The 20,387-nt window shown below is 74.5% G+C and carries 21 protein-coding genes; 13 read left to right on the top strand and 8 right to left on the bottom strand.

The window, feature by feature from the left end; translation table 11 throughout:
* The first annotated feature begins 123 nt into the window (after window positions 1–123).
* From BLS70_RS01705 to dxs, 4 genes are all read left to right on the top strand, one after another.
* On the top strand, window positions 124–1,230 hold the full coding sequence (locus BLS70_RS01705; protein WP_091763770.1) for a sugar ABC transporter substrate-binding protein: 1,107 nt from the start codon (window positions 124–126) through the stop codon (window positions 1,228–1,230).
* A 104-nt stretch (window positions 1,231–1,334) separates the two neighbouring features.
* Window positions 1,335–2,186: an ATP-binding cassette domain-containing protein gene (locus tag BLS70_RS01700; protein ID WP_255362163.1), complete on the top strand. Its 852-nt coding sequence runs from the start codon at window positions 1,335–1,337 to the stop codon at window positions 2,184–2,186.
* Window positions 2,183–3,442: a sugar ABC transporter permease gene (locus BLS70_RS01695; RefSeq protein WP_091763769.1), complete on the top strand. Its 1,260-nt coding sequence runs from the start codon at window positions 2,183–2,185 to the stop codon at window positions 3,440–3,442. The genes BLS70_RS01700 and BLS70_RS01695 overlap by 4 nt, the downstream gene beginning before the upstream one ends.
* A gap of 158 nt (window positions 3,443–3,600) precedes the next feature.
* Window positions 3,601–5,520: a 1-deoxy-D-xylulose-5-phosphate synthase gene (gene dxs, locus BLS70_RS01690; protein WP_091763768.1), complete on the top strand. Its 1,920-nt coding sequence runs from the start codon at window positions 3,601–3,603 to the stop codon at window positions 5,518–5,520.
* Between the two features lie 172 nt (window positions 5,521–5,692).
* On the opposite strand, the gene BLS70_RS01685 is transcribed toward dxs, so the two are convergent.
* Window positions 5,693–6,841: a ribonuclease D gene (locus BLS70_RS01685; RefSeq protein WP_255362208.1), complete on the bottom strand. Its 1,149-nt coding sequence runs from the start codon at window positions 6,839–6,841 to the stop codon at window positions 5,693–5,695.
* Window positions 6,842–7,019: 178 nt separating this feature from the next.
* On the bottom strand, window positions 7,020–7,664 hold the full coding sequence (locus BLS70_RS01680) for a DUF3000 domain-containing protein (protein WP_091763767.1): 645 nt from the start codon (window positions 7,662–7,664) through the stop codon (window positions 7,020–7,022).
* Between the two features lie 115 nt (window positions 7,665–7,779).
* Between BLS70_RS01680 and hemE the strand changes: the two genes are divergently transcribed.
* The 5 genes from hemE to hemQ all read left to right on the top strand — a co-directional run bounded on the left by hemE (window position 7,780) and on the right by hemQ (window position 12,235).
* Window positions 7,780–8,853, top strand: a complete 1,074-nt coding sequence (gene hemE, locus BLS70_RS01675) for a uroporphyrinogen decarboxylase (RefSeq protein ID WP_255362162.1) — start codon at window positions 7,780–7,782, stop codon at window positions 8,851–8,853.
* On the top strand, window positions 8,850–10,220 hold the full coding sequence (gene hemG / locus BLS70_RS01670; RefSeq protein WP_091763766.1) for a protoporphyrinogen oxidase: 1,371 nt from the start codon (window positions 8,850–8,852) through the stop codon (window positions 10,218–10,220). The genes hemE and hemG overlap by 4 nt, the downstream gene beginning before the upstream one ends.
* Window positions 10,221–10,263: 43 nt before the next feature.
* On the top strand, window positions 10,264–11,229 hold the full coding sequence (locus BLS70_RS01665) for a hypothetical protein (protein WP_091763765.1): 966 nt from the start codon (window positions 10,264–10,266) through the stop codon (window positions 11,227–11,229).
* A gap of 67 nt (window positions 11,230–11,296) precedes the next feature.
* Window positions 11,297–11,455 (top strand): hypothetical protein, encoded by a 159-nt coding sequence (locus BLS70_RS20620; RefSeq protein ID WP_176946232.1) that lies wholly within the window; start codon window positions 11,297–11,299, stop codon window positions 11,453–11,455.
* A 63-nt stretch (window positions 11,456–11,518) separates the two neighbouring features.
* Window positions 11,519–12,235, top strand: coding sequence for a hydrogen peroxide-dependent heme synthase (gene hemQ / locus BLS70_RS01660; RefSeq protein WP_091763764.1), 717 nt, complete (start codon window positions 11,519–11,521; stop codon window positions 12,233–12,235).
* A 106-nt stretch (window positions 12,236–12,341) separates the two neighbouring features.
* Here the strand turns inward: hemQ and msrB are convergent, their stop codons facing one another.
* Genes msrB through BLS70_RS01645 form a run of 3 tightly spaced genes read right to left on the bottom strand, consistent with a single transcriptional unit; the run spans window position 12,342 to window position 15,572 of the window.
* The gene (gene msrB / locus BLS70_RS01655; protein ID WP_091763763.1) at window positions 12,342–12,758 is read right to left on the bottom strand and encodes a peptide-methionine (R)-S-oxide reductase MsrB; all 417 of its coding nucleotides are present in this window, start codon (window positions 12,756–12,758) and stop codon (window positions 12,342–12,344) included.
* A 41-nt stretch (window positions 12,759–12,799) separates the two neighbouring features.
* On the bottom strand, window positions 12,800–13,459 hold the full coding sequence (locus BLS70_RS01650; protein WP_143030318.1) for a response regulator transcription factor: 660 nt from the start codon (window positions 13,457–13,459) through the stop codon (window positions 12,800–12,802).
* Complete coding sequence (locus BLS70_RS01645) at window positions 13,452–15,572, bottom strand: sensor histidine kinase (RefSeq protein WP_091763762.1); 2,121 nt, start codon at window positions 15,570–15,572, stop codon at window positions 13,452–13,454. Before BLS70_RS01645 ends, BLS70_RS01650 begins: the two co-directional genes overlap by 8 nt.
* A gap of 177 nt (window positions 15,573–15,749) precedes the next feature.
* Between BLS70_RS01645 and BLS70_RS01640 the strand changes: the two genes are divergently transcribed.
* Both BLS70_RS01640 and BLS70_RS01635 read left to right on the top strand, forming a co-directional pair.
* Window positions 15,750–16,394: a hypothetical protein gene (locus tag BLS70_RS01640; protein ID WP_091763761.1), complete on the top strand. Its 645-nt coding sequence runs from the start codon at window positions 15,750–15,752 to the stop codon at window positions 16,392–16,394.
* An 80-nt stretch (window positions 16,395–16,474) separates the two neighbouring features.
* The gene (locus BLS70_RS01635; protein WP_091763760.1) at window positions 16,475–16,927 is read left to right on the top strand and encodes a hypothetical protein; all 453 of its coding nucleotides are present in this window, start codon (window positions 16,475–16,477) and stop codon (window positions 16,925–16,927) included.
* A 75-nt stretch (window positions 16,928–17,002) separates the two neighbouring features.
* On the opposite strand, the gene BLS70_RS01630 is transcribed toward BLS70_RS01635, so the two are convergent.
* Both BLS70_RS01630 and BLS70_RS01625 read right to left on the bottom strand, forming a co-directional pair.
* Window positions 17,003–17,206, bottom strand: coding sequence for a cold-shock protein (locus tag BLS70_RS01630; protein ID WP_014377016.1), 204 nt, complete (start codon window positions 17,204–17,206; stop codon window positions 17,003–17,005).
* 124 nt (window positions 17,207–17,330) lie between these two features.
* Window positions 17,331–17,762 (bottom strand): hypothetical protein, encoded by a 432-nt coding sequence (locus tag BLS70_RS01625; protein WP_091763759.1) that lies wholly within the window; start codon window positions 17,760–17,762, stop codon window positions 17,331–17,333.
* Between the two features lie 239 nt (window positions 17,763–18,001).
* Between BLS70_RS01625 and BLS70_RS20615 the strand changes: the two genes are divergently transcribed.
* Window positions 18,002–18,178, top strand: coding sequence for a hypothetical protein (locus BLS70_RS20615; RefSeq protein ID WP_176946231.1), 177 nt, complete (start codon window positions 18,002–18,004; stop codon window positions 18,176–18,178).
* A 112-nt stretch (window positions 18,179–18,290) separates the two neighbouring features.
* On the top strand, window positions 18,291–18,923 hold the full coding sequence (locus BLS70_RS20610; RefSeq protein WP_176946230.1) for a PilZ domain-containing protein: 633 nt from the start codon (window positions 18,291–18,293) through the stop codon (window positions 18,921–18,923).
* Window positions 18,924–18,961: 38 nt separating this feature from the next.
* On the opposite strand, the gene BLS70_RS01615 is transcribed toward BLS70_RS20610, so the two are convergent.
* Window positions 18,962–19,960 carry a sensor histidine kinase gene (locus tag BLS70_RS01615; RefSeq protein ID WP_091764111.1) on the bottom strand — a complete coding sequence of 333 codons (999 nt, stop codon included), beginning with the start codon at window positions 19,958–19,960 and terminating at the stop codon, window positions 18,962–18,964.
* Window positions 19,961–20,387: the final 427 nt, after the last annotated feature.

Raw genomic sequence — 20,387 nt, 5'->3', positions numbered from 1 at the left:
CATCACAGGTCTCGATCCGGTGACATCTCGATGTCGTATTGACAAGTCCAGGCAGAAGGTCGACCGTCTCGTGCGGTGCATCACCTTTGCGCCCTTCGTCTTCCGACTCATCGAGGAGTTTCCGTGGACAAGCGTCGAGGCGCGGCCCTGGGCCTGGCTCTGACGGCGGTACTCGCCGTCACCGCCTGCGAGAGCGACAGCGAGGGTGGCGGAGGTGGTGGGGACGACGACACCCTGAACATCGCCTTCCTGCTGCCCGAGTCCCAGACCACCCGGTACGAGAGCTTCGACCGGCCCCTGTTCGAGGCCGCGGTCGAGGACGAGTGCCCGAGCGACCAGACCTGCAAGGTCCTGTACAGCAACGCCAACCAGGACGCCTCGCAGCAGCAGTCGCAGGCCGAGGCGGCCATCAACAACGGCGCCGACGTCCTCGTGCTGGACCCGGTCGACGGCGACGCGGCGGCCAACATCGCCGCCACCGCCAAGGAGAAGGACATCCCGGTCGTGGCCTACGACCGTTCGATCAGCGACGCCGAGGTCGCCTACTACGTCTCCTTCGACAACGTCACCGTCGGCGAGACCCAGGCGCAGGCGCTCGTCGACCGACTCACCGAGCAGGGCGTGACCAGCGGCAACATCGTCATGATCAACGGTGGCCCGACCGACCCGAACGCCAAGCAGTTCAACGAGGGCGCGCACAACGTCTTCGACGAGTCCGGCTTCACCCTCCAGCCCGAGGGCGAGGACTTCTTCACCCCCGACTGGGAGCCGGAGAACGCGCAGTCCTTCATGGACGGGCAGATCGCCGACCTCGGCCCGACCGGCTTCGTCGGCGTCTACGCCGCCAACGACGGCACGGCCGGTGGCGCCATCTCCGCCATGCAGACCGCGGGCATCAACCCGCTCCCGCCGGTGACCGGTCAGGACGCCGAGCTCGCGGGCATCCAGCGGGTCGTCTCCGGTGAGCAGTACATGACCGTCTACAAGCCGATCGCCCCCGAGGCGGAGAAGGCGGCCGAGGTCGCCGTCGCGCTGGCCCAGGGCGAGGAGGTCGAGGGCGACACCACCGTGAACAACGGCGAGATGGACGTCCCGTCCACGCTGTTCGACCCGATCGCCGTCACGGCGGAGAACGTGGCCGACACCGTCGTGGCCGACGGCTTCTGGACGGTCGAGGACATCTGCACCGCCGACTACGCCGCCGCGTGCGCGGCCATCGGCCTGCAGTGACCCTGCAGTGACCCCCTGCCCCGTGGGCCCGGGCATCCGCCCGGGCCCACGGGGCGCCGGTCGTCCCGGCACCCCCACCACCCCGCACCACCAGGAGGAACCGCGTGAGCGCCGACGTGCTCAGCACTGAGCCGCACACCCCGCCGGTGGGGACCAGCCTGCTGTCCCTCACCGGCATCCAGAAGCGCTTCGGCGCCGTCCGCGCCCTCTCCGACGTGGACTTCGAGGTCCGGGCCGGTGAGGTCGTCGCCCTCGTCGGCGACAACGGCGCGGGCAAGTCCACCCTCGTCAAGGTGATGTCCGGCGCCGGCCCCGCCGACGAGGGCAGCTACCGGATCGAGGGCCGCGAGGTCTCGATCGGCACGCCCGCCGCCGCGTCGGCCCACGGCGTCGCCACGGTCTTCCAGGACCTCGCCATCTGCGACAACCTCGACGTCGTCGCGAACCTGTTCCTCGGCCGCGAGCTCACCCGCGGCGTCGCCCTGGACGAGCCGGAGATGGAACGCCGCACCGTCGAGCTGCTCGAGCAGCTGTCGGTGAAGCTGCCCAGCGTGCGCATCCCGATGGCCTCGCTGTCCGGCGGTCAGCGTCAGTCGGTGGCGATCGTCCGCGCGCTGCTCGGGTCGCCCAAGGTCGTGCTGCTCGACGAGCCGACGGCGGCCCTCGGCGTCGCCCAGACCGCGCAGGTGCTGAACCTGGTCGAGCGGCTGCGCGAGCGGGGCCTGGGCGTCGTGCTGATCAGCCACAACATGGCCGATGTCATGGCCGTGGCCGACCGCGCCGTCGTCCTGCGGCTGGGCCGCGTGGCCGGCCGCTTCGACATGGCCGACGTCTCCCGCGAGCAGCTCGTCGCCACCATCACCGGTGCGGACACCAACGTCGTCAGCGAGCGGGCCGCCCGCGTGGCCGGCCGCTCGGCCGCCGCGCCCGCCGGTACCGAGGGGAACCAGGCATGAGCACCACCTCCACCGACAGCGCGGCCGACGCGGCGGCGATGGACCCCGCCGTCCCCGTCCCGGACGCCGCACCGCAGCAGCCCAAGCAGATGCTCCGCGAGCGGCTGGCCGGTCTGCGCGGGGGCGACCTCGGGTCGCTGCCCGTCGTCATCGGCCTGGCCGTCATCGTCATCGTCTTCCAGTCGCTGAACTCGACGTTCCTCAACTCGTTCAACCTGGTCAACCTGTGCCTGCAGATCGCCGCGGTCGGCATCATCGCCACCGGCGTGACGCTGGTCCTGCTCCTCGGCGAGATCGACCTGTCGGTCGGCTCGGTCTCCGGGCTGGCGGCGGCCATCCTCGCCGTCCTGAACGTGAACGAGGGCCTGCCGCCGGTGGTCGCGCTGCTGGCCGCCGCGGCCGGCGGCCTGGTGATCGGCACCATCCACGGGCTGGTCTTCACCAAGCTCGGGGTGCCGTCGTTCATCGTGACGCTGGCCGGCCTGCTGGTCTGGCAGGGCGCCCAGCTCCAGGTGCTCGGCTCGCAGGGCACCATCAACCTGCCGCCCAGCGGCGGGCTGCAGCAGTTCGGCCGGTTCTCCTACCTGGCGGACTGGCAGTCCTACGGCCTGGCCGTCGTCCTCCCGGTGCTGTTCCTCGCCGCGAAGCTCGCGACCCGCTCCCGCCGCACCCGGGCGGGGCTGCCGGTCGGCGCGGTGTGGGTGCCCGTGGCCCAGGCGCTGCTGCTCCTGGCCGTGCTGCTCGCCGTCGTCGCCAAGCTGTCGATCGACCGCGGCGTGCCGTGGATCTTCGTGGTCTTCGTCGCGATCCTCGCCCTCGTCGAGTACGTGCTGCGCCGCACCCGGTACGGCCGCGCGGTCTTCGCGGTGGGCGGCAACATCGAGGCGGCCCGGCGGGCCGGCATCAAGGTCGACGCCCTCCGCACCTCGGTGTTCGCCATCGCCTCGATGCTGGCCGCGGTGGGCGGCACGGTGGCCGCGATGCGGCTGGGCTTCGCCAACCAGAGCTCCGGCGCGGCCGACACCCTGATCAACGCCATCGCCGCGGCGGTCATCGGTGGCACCAGCCTCTTCGGTGGGCGCAGCCGGATGTACTCCGCACTGCTCGGTGCGCTGGTGATCGGGGCCATCGCCAACGGCCTGGACCTGCTCAACCTGTCCTCGGCGCTGCGCTACATCATCACCGGCACGGTCCTCCTGCTGGCGGTCGTCATCGACGCGCTGGCCTCGCGGGGACGCCGGTCCGCCGGGCGCTGATCGCGCCCCTCCTGTGCCGGCCGCCTCCTCCGCCCTCCCGGAGGAGGCGGCTGCACGGGATCTTGCTCACGGGGTCGAAGCCGCAGGACACGAGTACGGTTGAGCGGCGGCGGCCTCCTGCGCCGTGCCATCCCACGCCAGAGAGGACCAGCCGCGACGTGCCGCTCCTGCGATCGCTCCGTGGCCCGGACGATGTCAGGGCCCTCCGCCCTGAAGACCTCCCCGTCCTCGCCGCCGAGATCCGCGACGCGCTGGTCACCAGCGTGGCGAAGACCGGTGGGCACCTGGGCCCCAACCTCGGCTGCGTCGAGCTGACCATCGCGCTGCACCGGGTGTTCGACAGCCCGCGCGAGCCGATCGTCTTTGACACCGGCCACCAGTCCTACGTGCACAAGATGCTCACCGGCCGGGTCGAGGGCTTCGAGCGGCTGCGACAGCGCGGCGGGCTGTCCGGCTACCCGAGCCGCAGCGAGAGCGAGCACGACTGGGTCGAGAACAGCCACGCGTCGACGTCGCTGTCCTACGCCGACGGGCTGGCCAAGGCCTTCGCCATCCGCGGCGACTCCCGCCCCGTCGTCGCCGTCATCGGCGACGGCGCGCTGACCGGTGGCATGGCCTGGGAGGCGCTGAACAACATCGCCGCCGCGCAGGACCGCCCCGTGGTCATCGTGGTCAACGACAACGGCCGCTCCTACTCGCCGACCATCGGCGGCGTCGCCGACGCCCTGGCCACCCTGCGGCTGCGCCCCGGCTACGAGAACGCGCTGCTCCAGGTCCGGCAGACCCTGAACCGGGCGCCCGTCGTCGGCACCGCCCTGTACGACGCGCTGCACGCGATCAAGAAGGGCCTCAAGGACGTCCTGTCCCCGCAGGGCATGTTCGAGGACCTCGGCATGAAGTACGTCGGCCCCGTCGACGGCCACGACACCAAGGCCATGGAGTCGGCGCTGCGCCGGGCGCGGGACTTCGGCGGGCCCGTCATCGTGCACGCCGTCACCACCAAGGGCTTCGGCTACGCGCCGGCCGAGACCGACCAGATCGACGCCTGGCACGCCACCGGCATCTTCGACCCGGACAGCGGCGCCAGCGTGCGCAAGACCGGCCGCCCGTGGACCGACGCGTTCTCCGACGAGCTGGTGCGGGTCGGCACCGAGCGCCCCGACGTCGTGGCCATCACCGCCGCGATGCTGCACCCGACCGGCCTGGCCGCCTTCGGCGAGCGCTTCCCCGAGCGGACCTTCGACGTCGGCATCGCCGAGCAGCACGCGCTGACCTCGGCCGCCGGCCTGGCGATGGCCGGGATGCACCCCGTCGTCGCCGTCTACTCGACGTTCCTCAACCGGGCGTTCGACCAGCTCCTCATGGACGTCGCCCTGCACCGCCAGCCGGTGACGGTCGTGCTCGACCGCGCCGGCGTGACCGGTGAGGACGGCGCCTCGCACAACGGCATGTGGGACATGTCGATCGTCTCGATCGTGCCGGGCGTGCACCTGGCCGCCCCGCGCGACGAGGCGACGCTGCGCGAGGCCCTGCGCGAGGCCGTCGACATCTCCGACGGTCCCTCGGTGATCCGCTTCCCCAAGGGCGTCCTCCCGCCGGACCTGCCCGCGCTCGAGCGCCGTGGGCCGGTCGACGTGCTCCGTCGCGGGGCGACCCGGGACGTGCTGCTCGTCGCCGTCGGCTCGATGGTGCCGCTGTGCCTGGCCGCCGCCGAGCGCGCCGCCGACCACGGCATCGACGTCACCGTCGTCGACCCGCGCTGGGTGCTGCCGGTGTCCGACGAGCTCGTGGAGCTGGCGTCCGCGCACCGGCTCGTGGTCACCGTCGAGGACGGCGGCCGCGCCGGGGGAGTCGGCACCACGCTCACCCAGGCGCTGCAGGACCGCGACGTCGACGTGCCGGTGCGCGCGCTCGGCCTCCCGCAGCAGTTCTTCGACCACGGCAGCCGCGGCCAGGTCCTCGCCGACGTCGGGCTGACCGAGCAGGACGTCGCCCGCCGGATCGCCGAGTGGAGCGCGAAGCTCGGGGAGCGCGCCGACGCCGCCCAGCCCGAACGGGTGGACGGCGCTCAGGCGTGACCGTGATCGCCTCGGTGAACCGCTCGATGGACAGCCTCACCCGCACGTTCCGCTGATCCGGCCCGCGAGAGCCGCCCCGCGACGTCGCAGCCGCCGTGCACCGCGGCTCCGTGGCCGTACGGCGGCTCCCGTGGGACCCGAGGCGGGCGATCGAGGGTGGCGGCGCGCGAGGTCAGGCGCGGGTGGCGGCGTCGGTGAGCAGGTCGGCGGTGAGGCCGATCTGCCACTCGCGCGCCCCGCCGGCCCGCAGCGCCGTCACCACCGTGTCGCGCTCGCGCGGCTCGGGTGGGTGCCACATCAGCCGGCGCACGAGGTCGGGGGAGACGATGTTCTCCACCGGGACGGAGTGCTTCTCGGCCACCTCGGCCAGGCCCGCACGGGCCGCCTGCAGCCGCGTGGCCGCCGCGGGGTCGCGGTCGGCCCACCGGTTCACCGGGGGAGGACCGTCACCGGTCCGGCTGTGCGGGGGCAGCTCGTCCTCGGGGATCTCCTTGCCGCGGACCAGCGCCTGGAACCAGTGGGCCACGAGGCGCCGGTTGGCGCGGCCGCGGAACACCGGCAGCTCGAGCAGGGCGCCCTCGTTCTTCGGGTCGGCTTGCACCGCGGAGACCATCGCCGAGTCGGGCAGCACCCGGCCCGGGGCCACGTCGCGGCGGCGGGCCAGCTCGTCACGGGCCTCCCACAGCGCGCGCAGCATGCCCAGCTGACGGCGGCTGCGCAGCCCGTGCACACCGGAGGTGCGGCGCCAGGGGTCGACCCGGGGTGCGGCGGGGCCGGCGGCCAGGATCGCCTCGAACTCCTGGCGGGCCCACTCGGTCTTGCCCTGCTCCTCGAGGATCGCGGCCAGCGCGTCGCGCAGGTCGACCAGCACCTCGACGTCCAGGGCGGCGTACACCAGCCACTCCTCGGGCAGCGGTCGGGTGCTCCAGTCGGCGGCCGAGTGGCCCTTCTGCAGCGAGAAGCCCAGCAGCGACTCGACGACGGCGCCCAGCCCCACCCGGGGCAGGCCGGCGAGGCGGGCGGCCAGCTCGGTGTCGAACAACCGGCGGGGGACCATGCCGATCTCGGCCAGGCAGGGGAGGTCCTGGTTGGCGGCGTGCAGCACCCACTCGGCGTCGCCGATCGCGTCCTGCAGCCCGGAGAGGTCGGGCAGCGGGACGGGGTCGACCAGGCCGGTGCCCGAGCCGTTGCGGCGCAGCTGCACCAGGTAGGCGCGCTGCCCGTAGCGGTAGCCCGAGGCGCGCTCGGCGTCGACGGCGACCGGACCGGTCCCGGAGCGCAGCGCCTCGGCGTACTCGACGAGCTGGGTGGAGTTCTCGATGACCGGGGGCAGCCCGTCGCGGGGGGCGAGCAGCGGGACGGCGGTGGACTCCTCGGCGGGCGCCTCCGGGGTCGGCTCCTCCGCACCAGGAGTGGGCTCGGTGCTCAGTTGCCGTCCACCTTCTCGCCGGTCCTCGTCGGTCGGTCGCGGAGCGGGAGCCCGCGCGCCGGGACCGATGTTAGAGAGTCTCGCCGCCGGACCGGTCGGCGCCTCTCCCGCCCTCCCCGAGGAGATGGACCCCCGGGGGCGGGAGGCCCGCCGCGTTGGCCAGGACCTGGAGCCACGCCTGCAGGTGCTGGTCCAGTGCGGTGTCGCCCGCGGTCCAGGAGGCGCGCATCTCGACGTCCACCGAGTGCTCGGGTCCGGCCAGCTCGCCGAACCGCGTCGAGGCCGTGCGGGTGACGGTGCCGCCGACGGTCGTGTGCTCGGCCCCGGTCTCGGCCAGCGCGTCGGTGAGCCAGCTCCAGGCGACCTCGGAGAACATCGTGTCGTCGACGAGCTCCTCGTCGGTCTCGGCCGAGAGGTAGCCGACGCACCGCGTCGTCCCGTGCCAGGTCTCGTGGCCGGCCGGGTCGTGCAGGACGATGAACCGCGCGCTGGCGATCTCGACGTCCTCGTCACCGTCCCGCTCGCTCACCGACGCGCCGATGGCGTGGGCGTACGGGGCCAGCCGCTGGGGAGCCGGGATGTGCTCGAGGACGATCTCCGGGCGGGCGCGGACGCCCGCCAGCGCGTCCAGGGCGGCCCGGAACGCGGCGGGGACCTCGTCCCCGCGTCCGTCCTTGCCCTTGTTCCCGGCCTCGGCCAGGAGATGCGGCTCCACGTGCGCAGGGTAGGTCGCCTGCTAGCACATCGCTCCCGACGCGCCGCAGAGGTGGCCGACTGTGTCGCGACGCGCCGGGAACGCGCCCGGCGGGCGTCTGGGAGGATCGGCCCTCGTGAGCTCCGACCCCACCCCGGCCCCCGCCCCGGTCCCCTCGACGTCCCCGGCCGAGTCCGACCTCGTCCGCGCCGCCCGGGGGCTGCCGGTCAGCCGCACGCCGGTGTGGTTCATGCGCCAGGCCGGCCGCTCCCTGCCGGAGTACCGCAGCCTGCGCGCCGGCACGGTGATGCTGGACGCCTGCCAGGACCCCGACATGGTCACCGAGATCACCCTGCAGCCGGTCCGCCGGCACGGCGTCGACGCGGCCATCCTCTTCTCCGACATCGTCCTGCCGCTGGTCGTCGCCGGGATGGACGTCGAGATTAAGCCGGGCATCGGGCCGGTGATCGACAAACCGGTCCGCTCGGTGGCCGACGTCGACGCGCTGCCGGCCCTGGAGCCCGAGGCGCTGGGCTTCCTGGAGACGGCGGTGCGCCAGCTGGTCGCCGAGCTGGGGGCCACCCCGCTCATCGGCTTCGCCGGGGCGCCGTTCACCCTCGCCACCTACCTGATCGAGGGCGGCCCCTCCAAGGAGCACGCCCGCACCAAGGCGTTCATGTACGCGGAGCCGGAGGCCTGGTCCCGGCTGCTGGACAAGCTGGCCGTCTCGGCGGCGATCTTCCTGCGGGCGCAGGTGGACGCCGGAGCGGTGGCCGTCCAGCTCTTCGACTCGTGGGCGGGCGTGCTCTCGGCGGCCGACTACGCCGAGCGCGTGCTGCCGCACTCGCGGGCGGTGTTCGACGGCCTGGGCGAGCGCGACGTCCCGCGCATCCACTTCGGCGTGGGCACCGGTGAGCTGCTGCCGCTCATCGGGGACGCCGGCGCCGACGTCGTGGGCGTCGACTGGCGGATCCCGCTCGACGAGGCGGCCCGCCGCGTCGGCCCGAACCGGTCGCTGCAGGGCAACCTGGACCCCGCCGTCCTGCTGGCCGATCGCGCGACGGTCGACCGCGAGGTGCGCCGGGTCGTCGAGCAGGGCCGGACCGCCCGCGGCCACATCTTCAACCTGGGCCACGGCGTGCTGCCGGACACCGACCCCGGCGCGCTCACCCACGTCGCCGAGCTGGTCCACGAGCTCACGACGAGATGAGCCGCTTCGTCGTCGTCGGGGCCGGCATCACCGGCCTGACCGCCGCCTTCGAGTGGCGCCGTCGCCGGCCGGACGACGAGATCGTGGTGCTGGAGGCCGGCGACCGGATCGGCGGCAAGCTGCACCGCATCGAGCTCGCCGGGCACTGGTACGACACCGGGCCCGAGGCGATGCTCGCCCGCGTGCCCGACGCCGTGGCGCTGGTCGAGGCCCTCGGCCTGGGCGACCGGCTGGTCGCGCCCGCCACCACCCAGGCCTCGGTGGTGCTGCCCGACGGCCGGCACCCGCTGCCGGCCGGCACCGTGCTCGGCGTCCCCGCCTCCGCCGAAGGTCTCGAGGGCTTCCTGTCACCCGACGGCGTCGCGCGGGTGCGGGCCGAGGCCGACCTCCCGCCGGTCCGGCCCGACGGCGACGTCGCCGTCGGCGCGTTGCTGCGCGAGCGGCTGGGCGACGAGGTGGTCGACCGGCTGGTCGAGCCGCTGCTGGGCGGCGTCTACGCCGGCCGGGCCGACGAGCTGTCGCTGCAGGCGACCATGCCGGCCCTTGCCGCCTCCCTGCCGGCCGCGGGGTCGGTCCTGGGTGCCGCGGCGGCCGCCCGGGACGCCGGCATCCGCAGCCGGGGCGACGCCGACGGGCCGGTGTTCGTCACCGTCTCCGACGGGATCGGGTCGCTGCCGGCCGCGCTGGTCGAGGCCGCCCGCGCCGATGTCCGGCTCCGCACGCCCGCCCACGGGCTGCGCCGCACGCCCGGCGGCTTCCAGCTCTCCATCGGGTCCGCGGCCGAGCCGGAGCTGCTGGACGCCGACCACGTGCTGGTGACCGCTCCGGCGCTGAAGGCGGCCCGGCTGCTGCGCGAGGTGGCGCCGGGCGCGGTCGAGCCGCTGGCCGGCATCCCGTACGCGTCGATGGCCGTCGTCGCCATGGCCTTCCCCGCCCAGGACGTCCCCGCCGGGTCGGGGCTGCTCGTGCCGCCGGTCACCGGGCGCCTGGTCAAGGGCGTCACCGTGTCGTCGGCGAAGTGGCCGCACCTGGGCGGCGGGGAGGCGCTGCTGGTCCGTTCGTCGGTGGGCCGGTTCCGCGCGGAGGAGGACCTGCAGCGCGACGACGACGAGCTGATCGCCGCCGTGGTGGCCGACGTCGCCGATCTGCTCGGCCTGGACCGTCCCGAGCCGCTGCAGACGGCGCTGATCCGGTGGGGCGGGGGGCTGCCTCAGTACCTCGTCGGGCACCGGGAACGGGTCGCCGCGGTGCGGGCCGCCGTGGCGGAGGTGCCCGGCCTGGAGGTCGCCGGAGCGGCGTTCGACGGGCTGGGCGTTCCTGCGTGCATCCGCGACGCCACCCGGGCGGTCACCGCACTCCTGGGCTGACCGCCGGTTGCCGACTCCGGCCCGGGCGACCAGGGTCGAGGGCATGACCGGGACCTTTCTCCGCGGGCTGGCCGCCGGTGCGGCCGGCACCGTCGCGCTGGACGCCGTGGGCTACCTCGACATGGCGCTGCGCGGCCGCCCGGCCAGTCCGGTCCCCGGGCAGATCGTGGACGCGGTGGCCGAGCGCATCGGCCGGCCGGTGCCGGGCAGGGGCCGCGCGCAGGAGTCGCGCCGGAGCGCGCTCGCGGCCCTCGCAGGTCTGGGCAACGGCCTCGGCGTCGGCGTGCTGGCCAGCGCCGCCCGCTCCTACGGCGTGCGCTTCTCCCCACCCGTGGGCGCGGTGCTCGCCGGTGTGACGTCCGCCGCTGCCACGGACCTCGCGATCGCCGGGCTGGGCATCGGGGATCCGCGCACCTGGTCGGCCGCCGACTGGGCGGCCGACGCCGTGCCGCACCTGGCCTACGGCGTGGCGGTGCAGGCGGTGCTCGAGGCGGCGCCGAGCGACCGCGAGAAGCGCACGCCGCGCCGCCCGGCCGGTGCGGCCGTCGTGCTGCGCTCGGCCCTGTTGGGGCTGGCCACCGGCAGCCGCAGCAGCCTGGGCTTCGCCGGGCCCATCCTCAGCGCCCCCCGGGGCTCCGGACCGGGGCGGTCCACCGTGCCGGCCAAGGTGGCGACGACGGTCGCCCTGGCCGCGGAGCTGGTCGCCGACAAGCAGCCGGGTGCGCCGTCCCGTCTCAGCCGTGCAGGGCTGCTCTCGCGGCTGCTGGGCGGGTTCGAGGGCGGTGCGCGGCTGGCGACCAGGTCCGGCGCCAACGGCGCGGTGCCGGCCACGGCGGGCGTGGTCGGGGCCGCGGCGGGTTCCGTGGCCGGGGTCGCCTGGCGCCGTTGGGCGGCGACCCGGATGCCGGCGGTGACGGCGGCGCTCCTGGAGGACGGCGCCGCGGTGGCGCTGGCCGCGCTGGCGTGCCTGCCCGGCCGCGCCCGCCCCGCCCTGGTCGCCGTGCCCTGAGCCCGACGGTGGTGGACGCCACGGGCAGCGGGGGCATCCCCAGGGGCAGGCCGGTGTTGGTAGGACCGTGAGCACCCAGCACGACCCGATCCACCCGACCACCCCACGACCCCGTCCCGCAGCCCGTTGCCTGCGCCACCACGTGTGGCTGGCCGCGTGCGGTGACTGCCGCGAGCAGCACGCCGACCTGCTGACCGGCCGGCGCCGCGCCTCCGCGGACCGCTGAACGCTCCGCCCGCGACCCCGACCGGGTCGCGGGCGGTTCCACGTCCGGGGGGATGATGGGGGCATGACCGAGCAGACCGAGGAACGCAGCATCGGCAAGCGGGCGAACGAGCTCAACGCGAGCATCCGCTACACGATGTGGTCGGTGTTCCGCCTGGCCCGCCCGCTGGCCGACGACGCGCGCACCGCCGCCGCCGACGAGGCCTCCGCGCTGATCGAGGAGCTGGCAGGCAAGGACGTCGTCGTCCGCGGCGTCTACGACGTCGCCGGGCTGCGGGCCGACGCCGACGTCATGGTGTGGTGGCACGCCTCGACCCCAGACGCGCTGCAGGAGGCCTACACCCGGCTCCGCCGCACCACGCTGGGCCGCAGCCTCGACCCCGTCTGGTCGCAGATGGCGCTGCACCGGCCGGCGGAGTTCAACCGCAGCCACATCCCGGCGTTCCTCGCCGACGAGGAGCCGCGCCGCTACGTGTGCGTCTACCCCTTCGTGCGCTCCTACGAGTGGTACCTGCTCCCGGACGAGGAGCGGCGGGACATGCTCAAGGAGCACGGCATGCAGGCCCGGCCCTACCCGGACGTGCGGGCCAACACCGTCGCCTCGTTCGGGCTGGGCGACTACGAGTGGATGCTCGCCTTCGAGGCCGACGAACTGCACCGCATCGTCGACCTCATGCGGGACCTGCGGGCCAGCCGCGCGCGCCGGCACGTCCGCGAGGAGATCCCCTTCTACACCGGCGTCCGCAAGCCGATCGCCGAGCTGGTCCGCGACCTGGCCTGACTCCGCTTTTCCGCGGTGAAGCGGTCCGCATCACCGCGGAAAAGCAGGAACGCCAGAGGGCGGTCACCCGGTATCGGGTGACCGCCCTCCGACGTCGTGCGGTGGGTTACTCCGCCGGCTGCAGGCGGATGGAGACGCTGTTGATGCAGTAGCGGTCGCCGGTGGGCGTCTGCGGGGCGTCGTCGAAGAGGTGACCCAGGTGGCTGTGGCAGCTGGCGCACAGCACCTCGGTGCGGAGCATCCCGTAGCTGCGGTCCTCGCGGAGGATCACGTGGTCCTCCGCGGAGGCCTCGTAGAACGAGGGCCAGCCGCAGTGCGAGTCGAACTTGGTCTCCGAGCGGAACAGTTCGGCACCGCAGGCACGGCACTCGTAGACGCCGACGGTCTTGGTGTCGACGTACTCACCGGTCCAGGCCCGCTCGGTGCCGGCCTGGCGGAGCACCGCGTACTCCTCCGGCGACAGCTGGGCGCGCCACTCGGCGTCGGTCTTCTGCACCTGGGGCTGCTGCGAGGAGGTCGTCATGTCCGGTCGAACGGGCTCCGCCGGACCGCCATTCCCGCGGGTCAGCGCCCGAGGCCGGCGTCGCGGGCACGGACGATCGCCTGGGCCCGGTCGGTGACCTGCAGCTTGGCCAGCACGTTCGACACGTTGTTGCGGACCGTCTTCGGCGACAGGTACAGCGTGGCCGCGATCTGGGCGTTGGTGCGCCCCGCAGCGACCAGGTCGAGCACCTCGCGCTCCCGGGCGGTGAGCTGGGGGAACGCCGTCTCCGGGCCGGCGGGTCCGGCGGTGAAGAACTCCGCGATCCGGCGCGCGAGCGCTGCGCCGAACACCGCGCCGCCGCCGGCGACCGTCGTGATCGCGCGCACGACCTCCTCCTGGTCGGCGCCCTTGAGCAGGTAGCCGCGGGCCCCGGCCCGGACGGCGGAGAAGACGGTGCCGTCGTCCTCGCTCATGGTCAGCACGACCACCCCGACCGACGGTGACTCCGAGGTGATGGCGCGGGTCGCCGCGATGCCGTCCATCCCGGGCATCTGCACGTCCATGACGACGACGTCGGGTTGCTCCTCGCGGGCGCAGCGGACCGCCTCCGCGCCGTCCGCGGCCGTGCCGACGACGGCCAGACCGGGCACGGACCCGAGCAGCATCGCCAGTCCGTCCCGGTACACCGGGTGGTCGTCGACGACGAGCACCCGCAGCGGTCCCTCGTCGGGCTCAGCCATCCTCGCTCCTCCCGCGTGCGGGCAGCACCGCCCGCACCACCGTGCCACCGTCGGGCGGGCACTCGACCGTGCACGACCCGCCCAGTTCGGCTGCCCGCTCCCGCAGCGACACCAGCCCGACCCCCGCTGGGGCCTCCGGTGCGATGCCGCACCCGTCGTCGGTCACGGTGACCACGAGGGCACCGTCGTCGCGGCCGAGCGCGACCTCCACCCGGGAGGCGCGGGCGTGCCGGGCGACGTTGGCCAGCGCCTCGGACGCGATCCGGTAGGCGGCCACCTCGACCGCTGCGGGCAGCTCGGCCCCGGCGTCCCCGGTCAGCGCGAGGTCGACGTGCGGGGGCAGCACCCGCTCGGCCTGCTGGCGGACCGCTCCGACGAGCCCGAGGTCGTCGAGCGCGGGTGGGCGCAGGTCGTGCACCAGCCGGCGGACGTCGGCGAGCGCCGCGGCCACCTCGTCGCGCGCCCGGCGCAGCAACAGGTCGGCCTCCTCCGGCCGGTCGGCGGCCAGGTTGCGGGCGGTGTCGATGCGCAGCACCACGGCGCCCAGGCTCGGGCCCAGCCCGTCGTGCAGGTCGCGGCGCAGCCGGCGGCGCTCCTCCTCGCGGGCGGCGACCAGCTGCTCCCGGCTCGCCTGCAGCTGGGCGGCCAGGGATCCGGCCCGGGCCGCGCCGGCCGCCTGCCGGACGACGTCGGCGAGCAGCCGCTCGTCGCGGGAGAGCAGCTGGGCCCGCACCCCGCGGCGGGGGAGCAGCAGCCGGCCGATCGGCTCCCCGCGGTAGGCGATGGGCAGCGACTGCACCGCGGTGGGTCGTGCGCCGTGCTCGGCCAGCAACCGGCCACCGCCGGACGAGGTGACCTCGACCCCGACGTAGGGCGAGCGGAAGGCCTCGGCCACCGCCGACGCGACGGCCATGAGCTGCTGGTCGGCGTCGTCGGTGCGCTCGAGCCGCTCGGCCAGGCCGGAGACCACGCGGTAGGGGTCCTCCCGCTCGCCCAGGGCCCAGCGCCGGACGAAGCGCCACAGCGCGGCGCGCAGCGGGACGTAGCCGACGGCGACGACCAGGAGGGTGACGAGCAGCGCGTTGCGCTCGTCGAAGCGGCCGTCGAGGAGCACGCCGGCGGCGCCCAGGACGAGCAGGTCGAGGACGACGACGCCGGCCGCGAGTCCGCCGTAGACGAGGGTGCCGCCCAGCAGCCGGTCGATGTCGATCGCCCGCGGCCGCAGGATGCCGACCGTGACGGCCAGCCCGGTCAGCCCGATCGCCAGCGCCAGATCGAGGCTGATCCGGGAGGAGGGGAAGAGCAGGGCACCCAGCATCACCAGCGCGTCGACGACGCCGGCCCAGAGCAGCCAGCGCATGCGCCGCCGATCCTCGCCGGACGCGGCCCGCAGCCGGTGCACGACGACGGCCAGCGGCAGCAGGACGCCCAGGGCGACCAGCGGGAAGGCGACGTGCAGCAGCGGCAGGGCCACGGCCTCGGGGAGCGGCAGGCTCGTCGGATCGAGCACCAGCCCCTCGAAGGCCTCGGGCAGCTGCTGGTCGGCGCGCCGGTCCAGGACGTCGGCCGGGGTGGTGACGACGAGGACGGGCAGCAGGGCCGTGGAGCCGATCGCGACCCACGACACCGTGCGCCAGCGGCCGGTGGTGGGGAGCCGGCCGTCGGGATAGAGGAGCAGGAGCAGCGGGAGGCCGAAGAGCAACCAGGCGCCGAACCGTTGCACGAACCAGAAGGCCAGCGACGCGCCGGGCAGGGGAGGGTCGCTCTGCACCGCATAGGTGAGCCAGGACGACGCCAGGCCGTCGAGCGCCCAGAACAGCGCGGACCCGGCCACCACCCACGACACGGCGTTGCGCGGTGCCCGGCTCAGCAGCAGGGCGCCGGGGACCGCGAGCAGCAGGCCGGAGAGCCCGATCTCCCAGCCGGTGCCCGAGTCGACGGCCTCGCGGGCCGACGCGGGCGTGGCCAGGTCCAGTGCGGCGCTGGCCGCGACCGCGGCGAGCGTGACGGCGGTGGAGAGCCAGCCGAGTACGGGCACGAGCCGATCGCGCCGCGACTGCACCGGCGCGGGCACCTCCGGCGCGGCGGCGTCGGTGAGCTCCCGGACCTCCACGCGCGGATCATGCCGGGACCGGTGTCCCGGGGACCAGGGTCCCGGCGTCCCGAGCCACCCGGGACACGACCGGGCCGGATCGGGGTGCCGCGCCCCTGGCTGCCCGGGACGGCCGCCCGCGACGGTTCTCCCCAGCGGTGCCACCGGGGCATCGCCCCGTGAACCTCCGGAGGACCGATGTCCGTCAACACGAGCCCGGCGCCCGCGCGCACCGACACCACCGCAACCCCCAGGACGCGGAACGACCCCACCCGGGCCGTCCGGCTGGGCGGCCTGGCGATGGCGGCGGGTGCGGCGGCCTGGGCGCTCGGCACCGTGCTCACCTACGACGTCGACCCCGTCGACGGCGAGTACCCGCTGGCCTACAAGGCCAGCTCGCTGCTCTTCCAGCTGGGCCTGGTGGCGCTGGTCGCCGTCCAGCTGCGCACCCGGGCCACCGGCACCGGCCGGCTGGCGCGGCGCTTCCTCCACGCGGAGCACGTGATGCTGGGCCTGGCCATCGCGTCGTCGATCCAGTGGATGGTCGCCCCGGACGTGTCGGAGGACGCGATCTTCCTGGCGCTGGACGCGTTCTGGCCGCTGTCGATGCTGGGCATGGCCGCGATCGGCATCCGGATCGCGATCGCCGGGCGGTGGCGGGGACCGGCCCGGGTCTGGCCCGCGGTCGCCGAGACCTGGGTGCTGGTCATGCTGCCCGTCTCCGCGCTGGCCAGCGCCGAGGTCGGGTCCTTCGTCGGGGCCGCCCACCTGCTCGTCGGCTACACGGTGCTCGGCCTGATCCTGGCCCTCCGCCCCGAGCTGACGGTCGCGCGGGACCGCTGAGTCCCGTCGGCCGGCGCCCCGTCCCCCTCGTCGGGGTGGCGGGGCGTCGCCGTCCGCGGAGGTGCGGGGAGACTGGGGCGGTGACGTCCCCCCTGCCCGACACCTGGTTCACCCGCGACCTCCCCGTGCTGCGCGCCATCGCCCGGCTCGTGGACGCTCCCGAGCACGGGGGATCGCCCTACCTGCTCGGGGCGGTGGTCCCGGCCAGCGGGCTGCCCAAGGCGGAGGTGATCGTGGCGGCCAAGGCGCTGGCGTCGGCGGGCTACATCGAGCCGCTGACCAACCACGCCGGCGACATCGTGCGGATCACCGCGATCTCGGCGGAGGCGCGGCGGCTGGCCGGGCTCTGGCCCACGCCGCAGGGCGAGTGGGACCGGTTGCTCGAGCAGCTGGCCGCACGGGCCGAGCGCGCGCCGACCGAGGTCGAGCGGGCGCGCTGGCGGGCGTTCTCCGAGGCCGCCGCCGCCGTCGGCGCCCACGACGGCGCGCTGCTCATGTCCGCGCTCGTCGGCGGGTACGTGCCTCGCCGCTGACGGCTCCCGCCCCTCGAACGACAGCGCCCCCGTCCGGCGAACCGGACGGGGGCGCTGCGCGTGCTGATCAGGTGATCAGAGCGGGGTGACGTTCGCAGCCTGCGGGCCCTTCTGGCCCTGCTCGATGTCGAACGCGATCCGCTGGCCTTCATCGAGCGAGCGGTACCCGCTGGACTGGATGGCGGAGTAGTGGACGAACACATCAGGTCCGCCGCCGTCGGGGGTGGCGAAGCCGAACCCCTTCTCGGCGTTGAACCACTTGACAGTTCCTTCGGGCATTGCTCGCTCCTTGCTGAGGTGGTGCATCGGGGTCCTGCCATAGCGCAGGGCCTTCCCGACGGGGAAAGCCTAGCGGCTCCACCACCCCCGCGACCAGCGATGTCCCGTGCGGGAAGTGCGCCGGTCAGAACTGGCGACCGGGGCGCTCCGGGAACGGCGGCGTCGGCCGGGAGTCGGATCCGTAGGACGGGCCCACGTAGGTGAACCCGGCCGGGGCGGGCCGGACCGGCTCGGGGGCAGCGGCGATCTCGCCCGGCGCTTCCGGCCGTTCGGTGCGCCACGAGGTCACCCCGACGACCTCGGCGTCCGCCCAGTCCTCGCCCGCCGCGAGCGCCTGGCGGCGGCGCCACCTCGCCATCGAACGCGCCCAGCTCTCGAGGGCCAGGCGGCCGGCCAGGAGCACGCCTGCGGCCACGGCCACGAGGAGCAGGGAGTTCACCAGCGCCGCCGTCACCTCCAGGGTGCCGACGGCGGTCCACCCCGCGGCCTCGTACTCGCGGGCGAGCATGAGGAGCACGACGAGGACGACGCCGTACGCCGCGAGTGCATGCCTCATCTCCGCCTCCTCCGCTGGTCGGTCGCCCGGGTCGGACGTCCTGCCATCGACCAGCGTTGCCCGGGATGCAGTGGGACAGGCGTGCGCGGGGGCCGTCCTCACCCCGTGGGGGGACGGATCGGCCCCTCCGGCCCGTCTTGCGCATTTCCTGCGTCTTCCTGGGGCGTGGCTCGCGGTCCGCGACGGACGGTCGTCCTGCCGGGTCGACCGGCACGCCGTCACTACTGGAAGAGCCCCCGATGCACCCCCTCGTCGCGTCCCCCGCCCGCCCCGTCCATGACGAACCAGATCTCCTGCCGCTGTGGACGGTGGACGACCTGCACGACGCCGACCTCGACCTGTTCCTGGCCGACCGGCTCGCCGAATCCGCGGCCGCCCTGCGCGCGGTGGCGGCGTCGATCACCTCGCGCCTCTGATCCCGGGGAACGGACCGGGGCGTTCCGCTCAAGGTCTGGCCCCAACTGCCGATGCATCGATCGGCGAGCCGGATGGTGTCGCTACACACACCCATCAGTGACGGGGGCAGTCATGACCGATCCGGACGCCAACAGGCCGCACGAGAGCTCGCGGGCCGACGTCACGCTGGTCACCCGCGGGATCACGGTCACCGCGGCCGTCGACGTCTCCACCGAGTTCGCCATCGTGGTGCGCCCGGACGGGGAAGGCACCGCGTGGAAGACCGCGGTGAAGGACGGCGACCCGGTGGAGCTCTACTGGGTGGGCGCGGAGGAGGAGCGGACGCTCCCCGCCAAGATCATCGACGTGGAGCCCGGCGACGAGGTGCGCTGGCACCTCGTGGCCACGGGGCCGGCCGAGCGCAGCCAGCGGCGCAAGGCCGTGCGGGCCCGGGTCTCCGTGCCCGCCTACATCCCGTGGGCCGACGGCCAGCTCGTCGGCGAGACCGTCGACCTGAGCGAGGCCGGTGCGCGCTGCCTCGTCGACGGGTGGGGTCTCCCGCCCGAGCCGGAGTCGCGCCTCGAGGTCAGCCTCACGCTGGGCGACGAGGTCGTGCACCTGCACGGGCAGGTCGTGCGCCAGCAGGGACAGGGCCCCCGGTGGCTGCTGTCGATGAGGTTCCTGGACGTTCCCGAGCGGGACGGCGACCTGCTGCGCCGCCGGGTCTTCCAGGCACTGCGCGAGGAGCGCGCCGCCGCCGAGTGACCGGCCGGCACGTGTCGGCGGACTGCGCAGGGGCCCGCTCAGGTCCAGTGGGTGGTGAGCCGGACGCTGTTGCCGTGCGCGTCGCGGCGCAGGGCCACGTGGTCGCACAGCTGCCGGGCCAGCCACAGCCCCATGCCGCCGGCCGACAGGTCCTCGCCGTGGGCCGGTCCGTACCCGGCGAACGGGTCCGACGGTCCGGCCCCGGCGTCGGAGATGGTGCACACGAGCCGCCCCGGTGCGCTCCACAGCCGCAGGCCGACCGGCCGGCTGCCGTGCCGCGTGGCGTTGGAGGTCATCTCGTCCACGGCCAGCTGGAAGTCCTCCAGCAGGTCCTCCGGTCCGGCGACGGTGCGCAGGTGGGCGCGGATGGTCCGCCGCAGCGCGATGAAGTCGGTGATGTCGTCGGCAGCCAGTGCCGGCGACGTCCGCTCCAGAGGCTCGTCGGGGACCGGTAGGCCGGCCAGGTAGGTCGCCGGGTCGACGAAGTCGGCGTTCGGCATCCGGCCGGTCCGGCCCACCACGTGTGGGTGGGTGTGCCGGGCGGTGTCCAGCACCGGCTCGGGCAGCTCGGTGCTGAACGCGCACAGGCCCCACAGCGGGGCCGACGCGAAGGCGGAGTTGATGACCGCCTCGTAGCGCTGCCATTCGGTCCGGTCCCCGGCGGTGGCGCCGAAGTCGACCTCGCCGACGACCCGGACCCGCCGCCCCGGGCTCGCCTGCTCCCCGAGTCCGCGGAAGGTGGTGATCGCCGTCGGCGTACGTACGCGGTAGAGGGCGTGCCGCTCGAGCACCAGGACCAGTGGGTGGTTCCCGAGGGCGTCGTGCAGGGCGGCGGCGGCTTCCGGGCCGGCGGCGATGACCGCGCCGTCACCGGCTTCCAGCCCCTCGAGCAGGAACGGGGCGGCGATGTCGGCCAGTTCGTCGGCCGAGTCGTAGAACACCGCGTCGTGCCGGAAGCCCGGTCCCGAGGACGCGGTCGCCTCGGTACCGGACGTGTCACCGTGCCGTCCGGAGCTCCCCGCTGTCTCGAGGCCCACCGCGTCCAACCCCCATGTCGCCGCGCACGCTGGGAGGGGCGGCCGTTCCACGGTAGCGGCCGTTCCCGATCGAGCCACCCGGCGCGTCGTGCCGCGTCGCTCGGGGAGAGGTGTCACCCCCGGACTCCCGGGCTGTAGTCGATCCGCGCCTCGCGTCGGCTGTCACCGATCCAGCCGCACCGAGGTCGAGTCCTGGAACCGAGGCAGTTGCATGCCGGCTCATCCACGGCGCAGTGACAGTCCTCGCGTCGCCGGACGCGTCAGCTGCGGCTGCGCTATCGGTGGCAGGCGCGCGGGACTGCTAGGCATCCCGCAAACGGTGGTCGAAGCCATCGGCGACGCGCCGCCGTCAGCCTCGCTCAAACCCTGAGGACATGTTCGGCTCGGCTGGAGGCCGAATTCTGGGCGAGGACGCGCTGCGGGAGGT

It is taken from the genome of Blastococcus aurantiacus (assembly GCF_900102425.1).
Taxonomy (GTDB): Bacteria; Actinomycetota; Actinomycetes; order Mycobacteriales; family Geodermatophilaceae; genus Blastococcus; species Blastococcus aurantiacus.
This window is presented reverse-complemented; position numbering and strand designations above follow the sequence as displayed.

Bases quoted from the DNA above. Each gene is read 5' to 3' on its own strand.
- hemQ (WP_091763764.1), top strand. From the start codon at position 11,519: ATGACCGAGCAGACCGAGGAACGCAGCATCGGCAAGCGGGCGAACGAG.
- BLS70_RS01665 (WP_091763765.1), top strand. From the start codon at position 10,264: ATGACCGGGACCTTTCTCCGCGGGCTGGCCGCCGGTGCGGCCGGCACC.
- BLS70_RS01695 (WP_091763769.1), top strand. From the start codon at position 2,183: ATGAGCACCACCTCCACCGACAGCGCGGCCGACGCGGCGGCGATGGAC.
- BLS70_RS01625 (WP_091763759.1), bottom strand. From the start codon at position 17,762: ATGAGGCATGCACTCGCGGCGTACGGCGTCGTCCTCGTCGTGCTCCTC.
- BLS70_RS20615 (WP_176946231.1), top strand. From the start codon at position 18,002: ATGCACCCCCTCGTCGCGTCCCCCGCCCGCCCCGTCCATGACGAACCA.
- BLS70_RS01640 (WP_091763761.1), top strand. From the start codon at position 15,750: ATGTCCGTCAACACGAGCCCGGCGCCCGCGCGCACCGACACCACCGCA.
- BLS70_RS01630 (WP_014377016.1), bottom strand. From the start codon at position 17,206: ATGCCCGAAGGAACTGTCAAGTGGTTCAACGCCGAGAAGGGGTTCGGC.
- msrB (WP_091763763.1), bottom strand. From the start codon at position 12,758: ATGACGACCTCCTCGCAGCAGCCCCAGGTGCAGAAGACCGACGCCGAG.
- hemG (WP_091763766.1), top strand. From the start codon at position 8,850: ATGAGCCGCTTCGTCGTCGTCGGGGCCGGCATCACCGGCCTGACCGCC.
- BLS70_RS01650 (WP_143030318.1), bottom strand. From the start codon at position 13,459: ATGGCTGAGCCCGACGAGGGACCGCTGCGGGTGCTCGTCGTCGACGAC.
- BLS70_RS20610 (WP_176946230.1), top strand. From the start codon at position 18,291: ATGACCGATCCGGACGCCAACAGGCCGCACGAGAGCTCGCGGGCCGAC.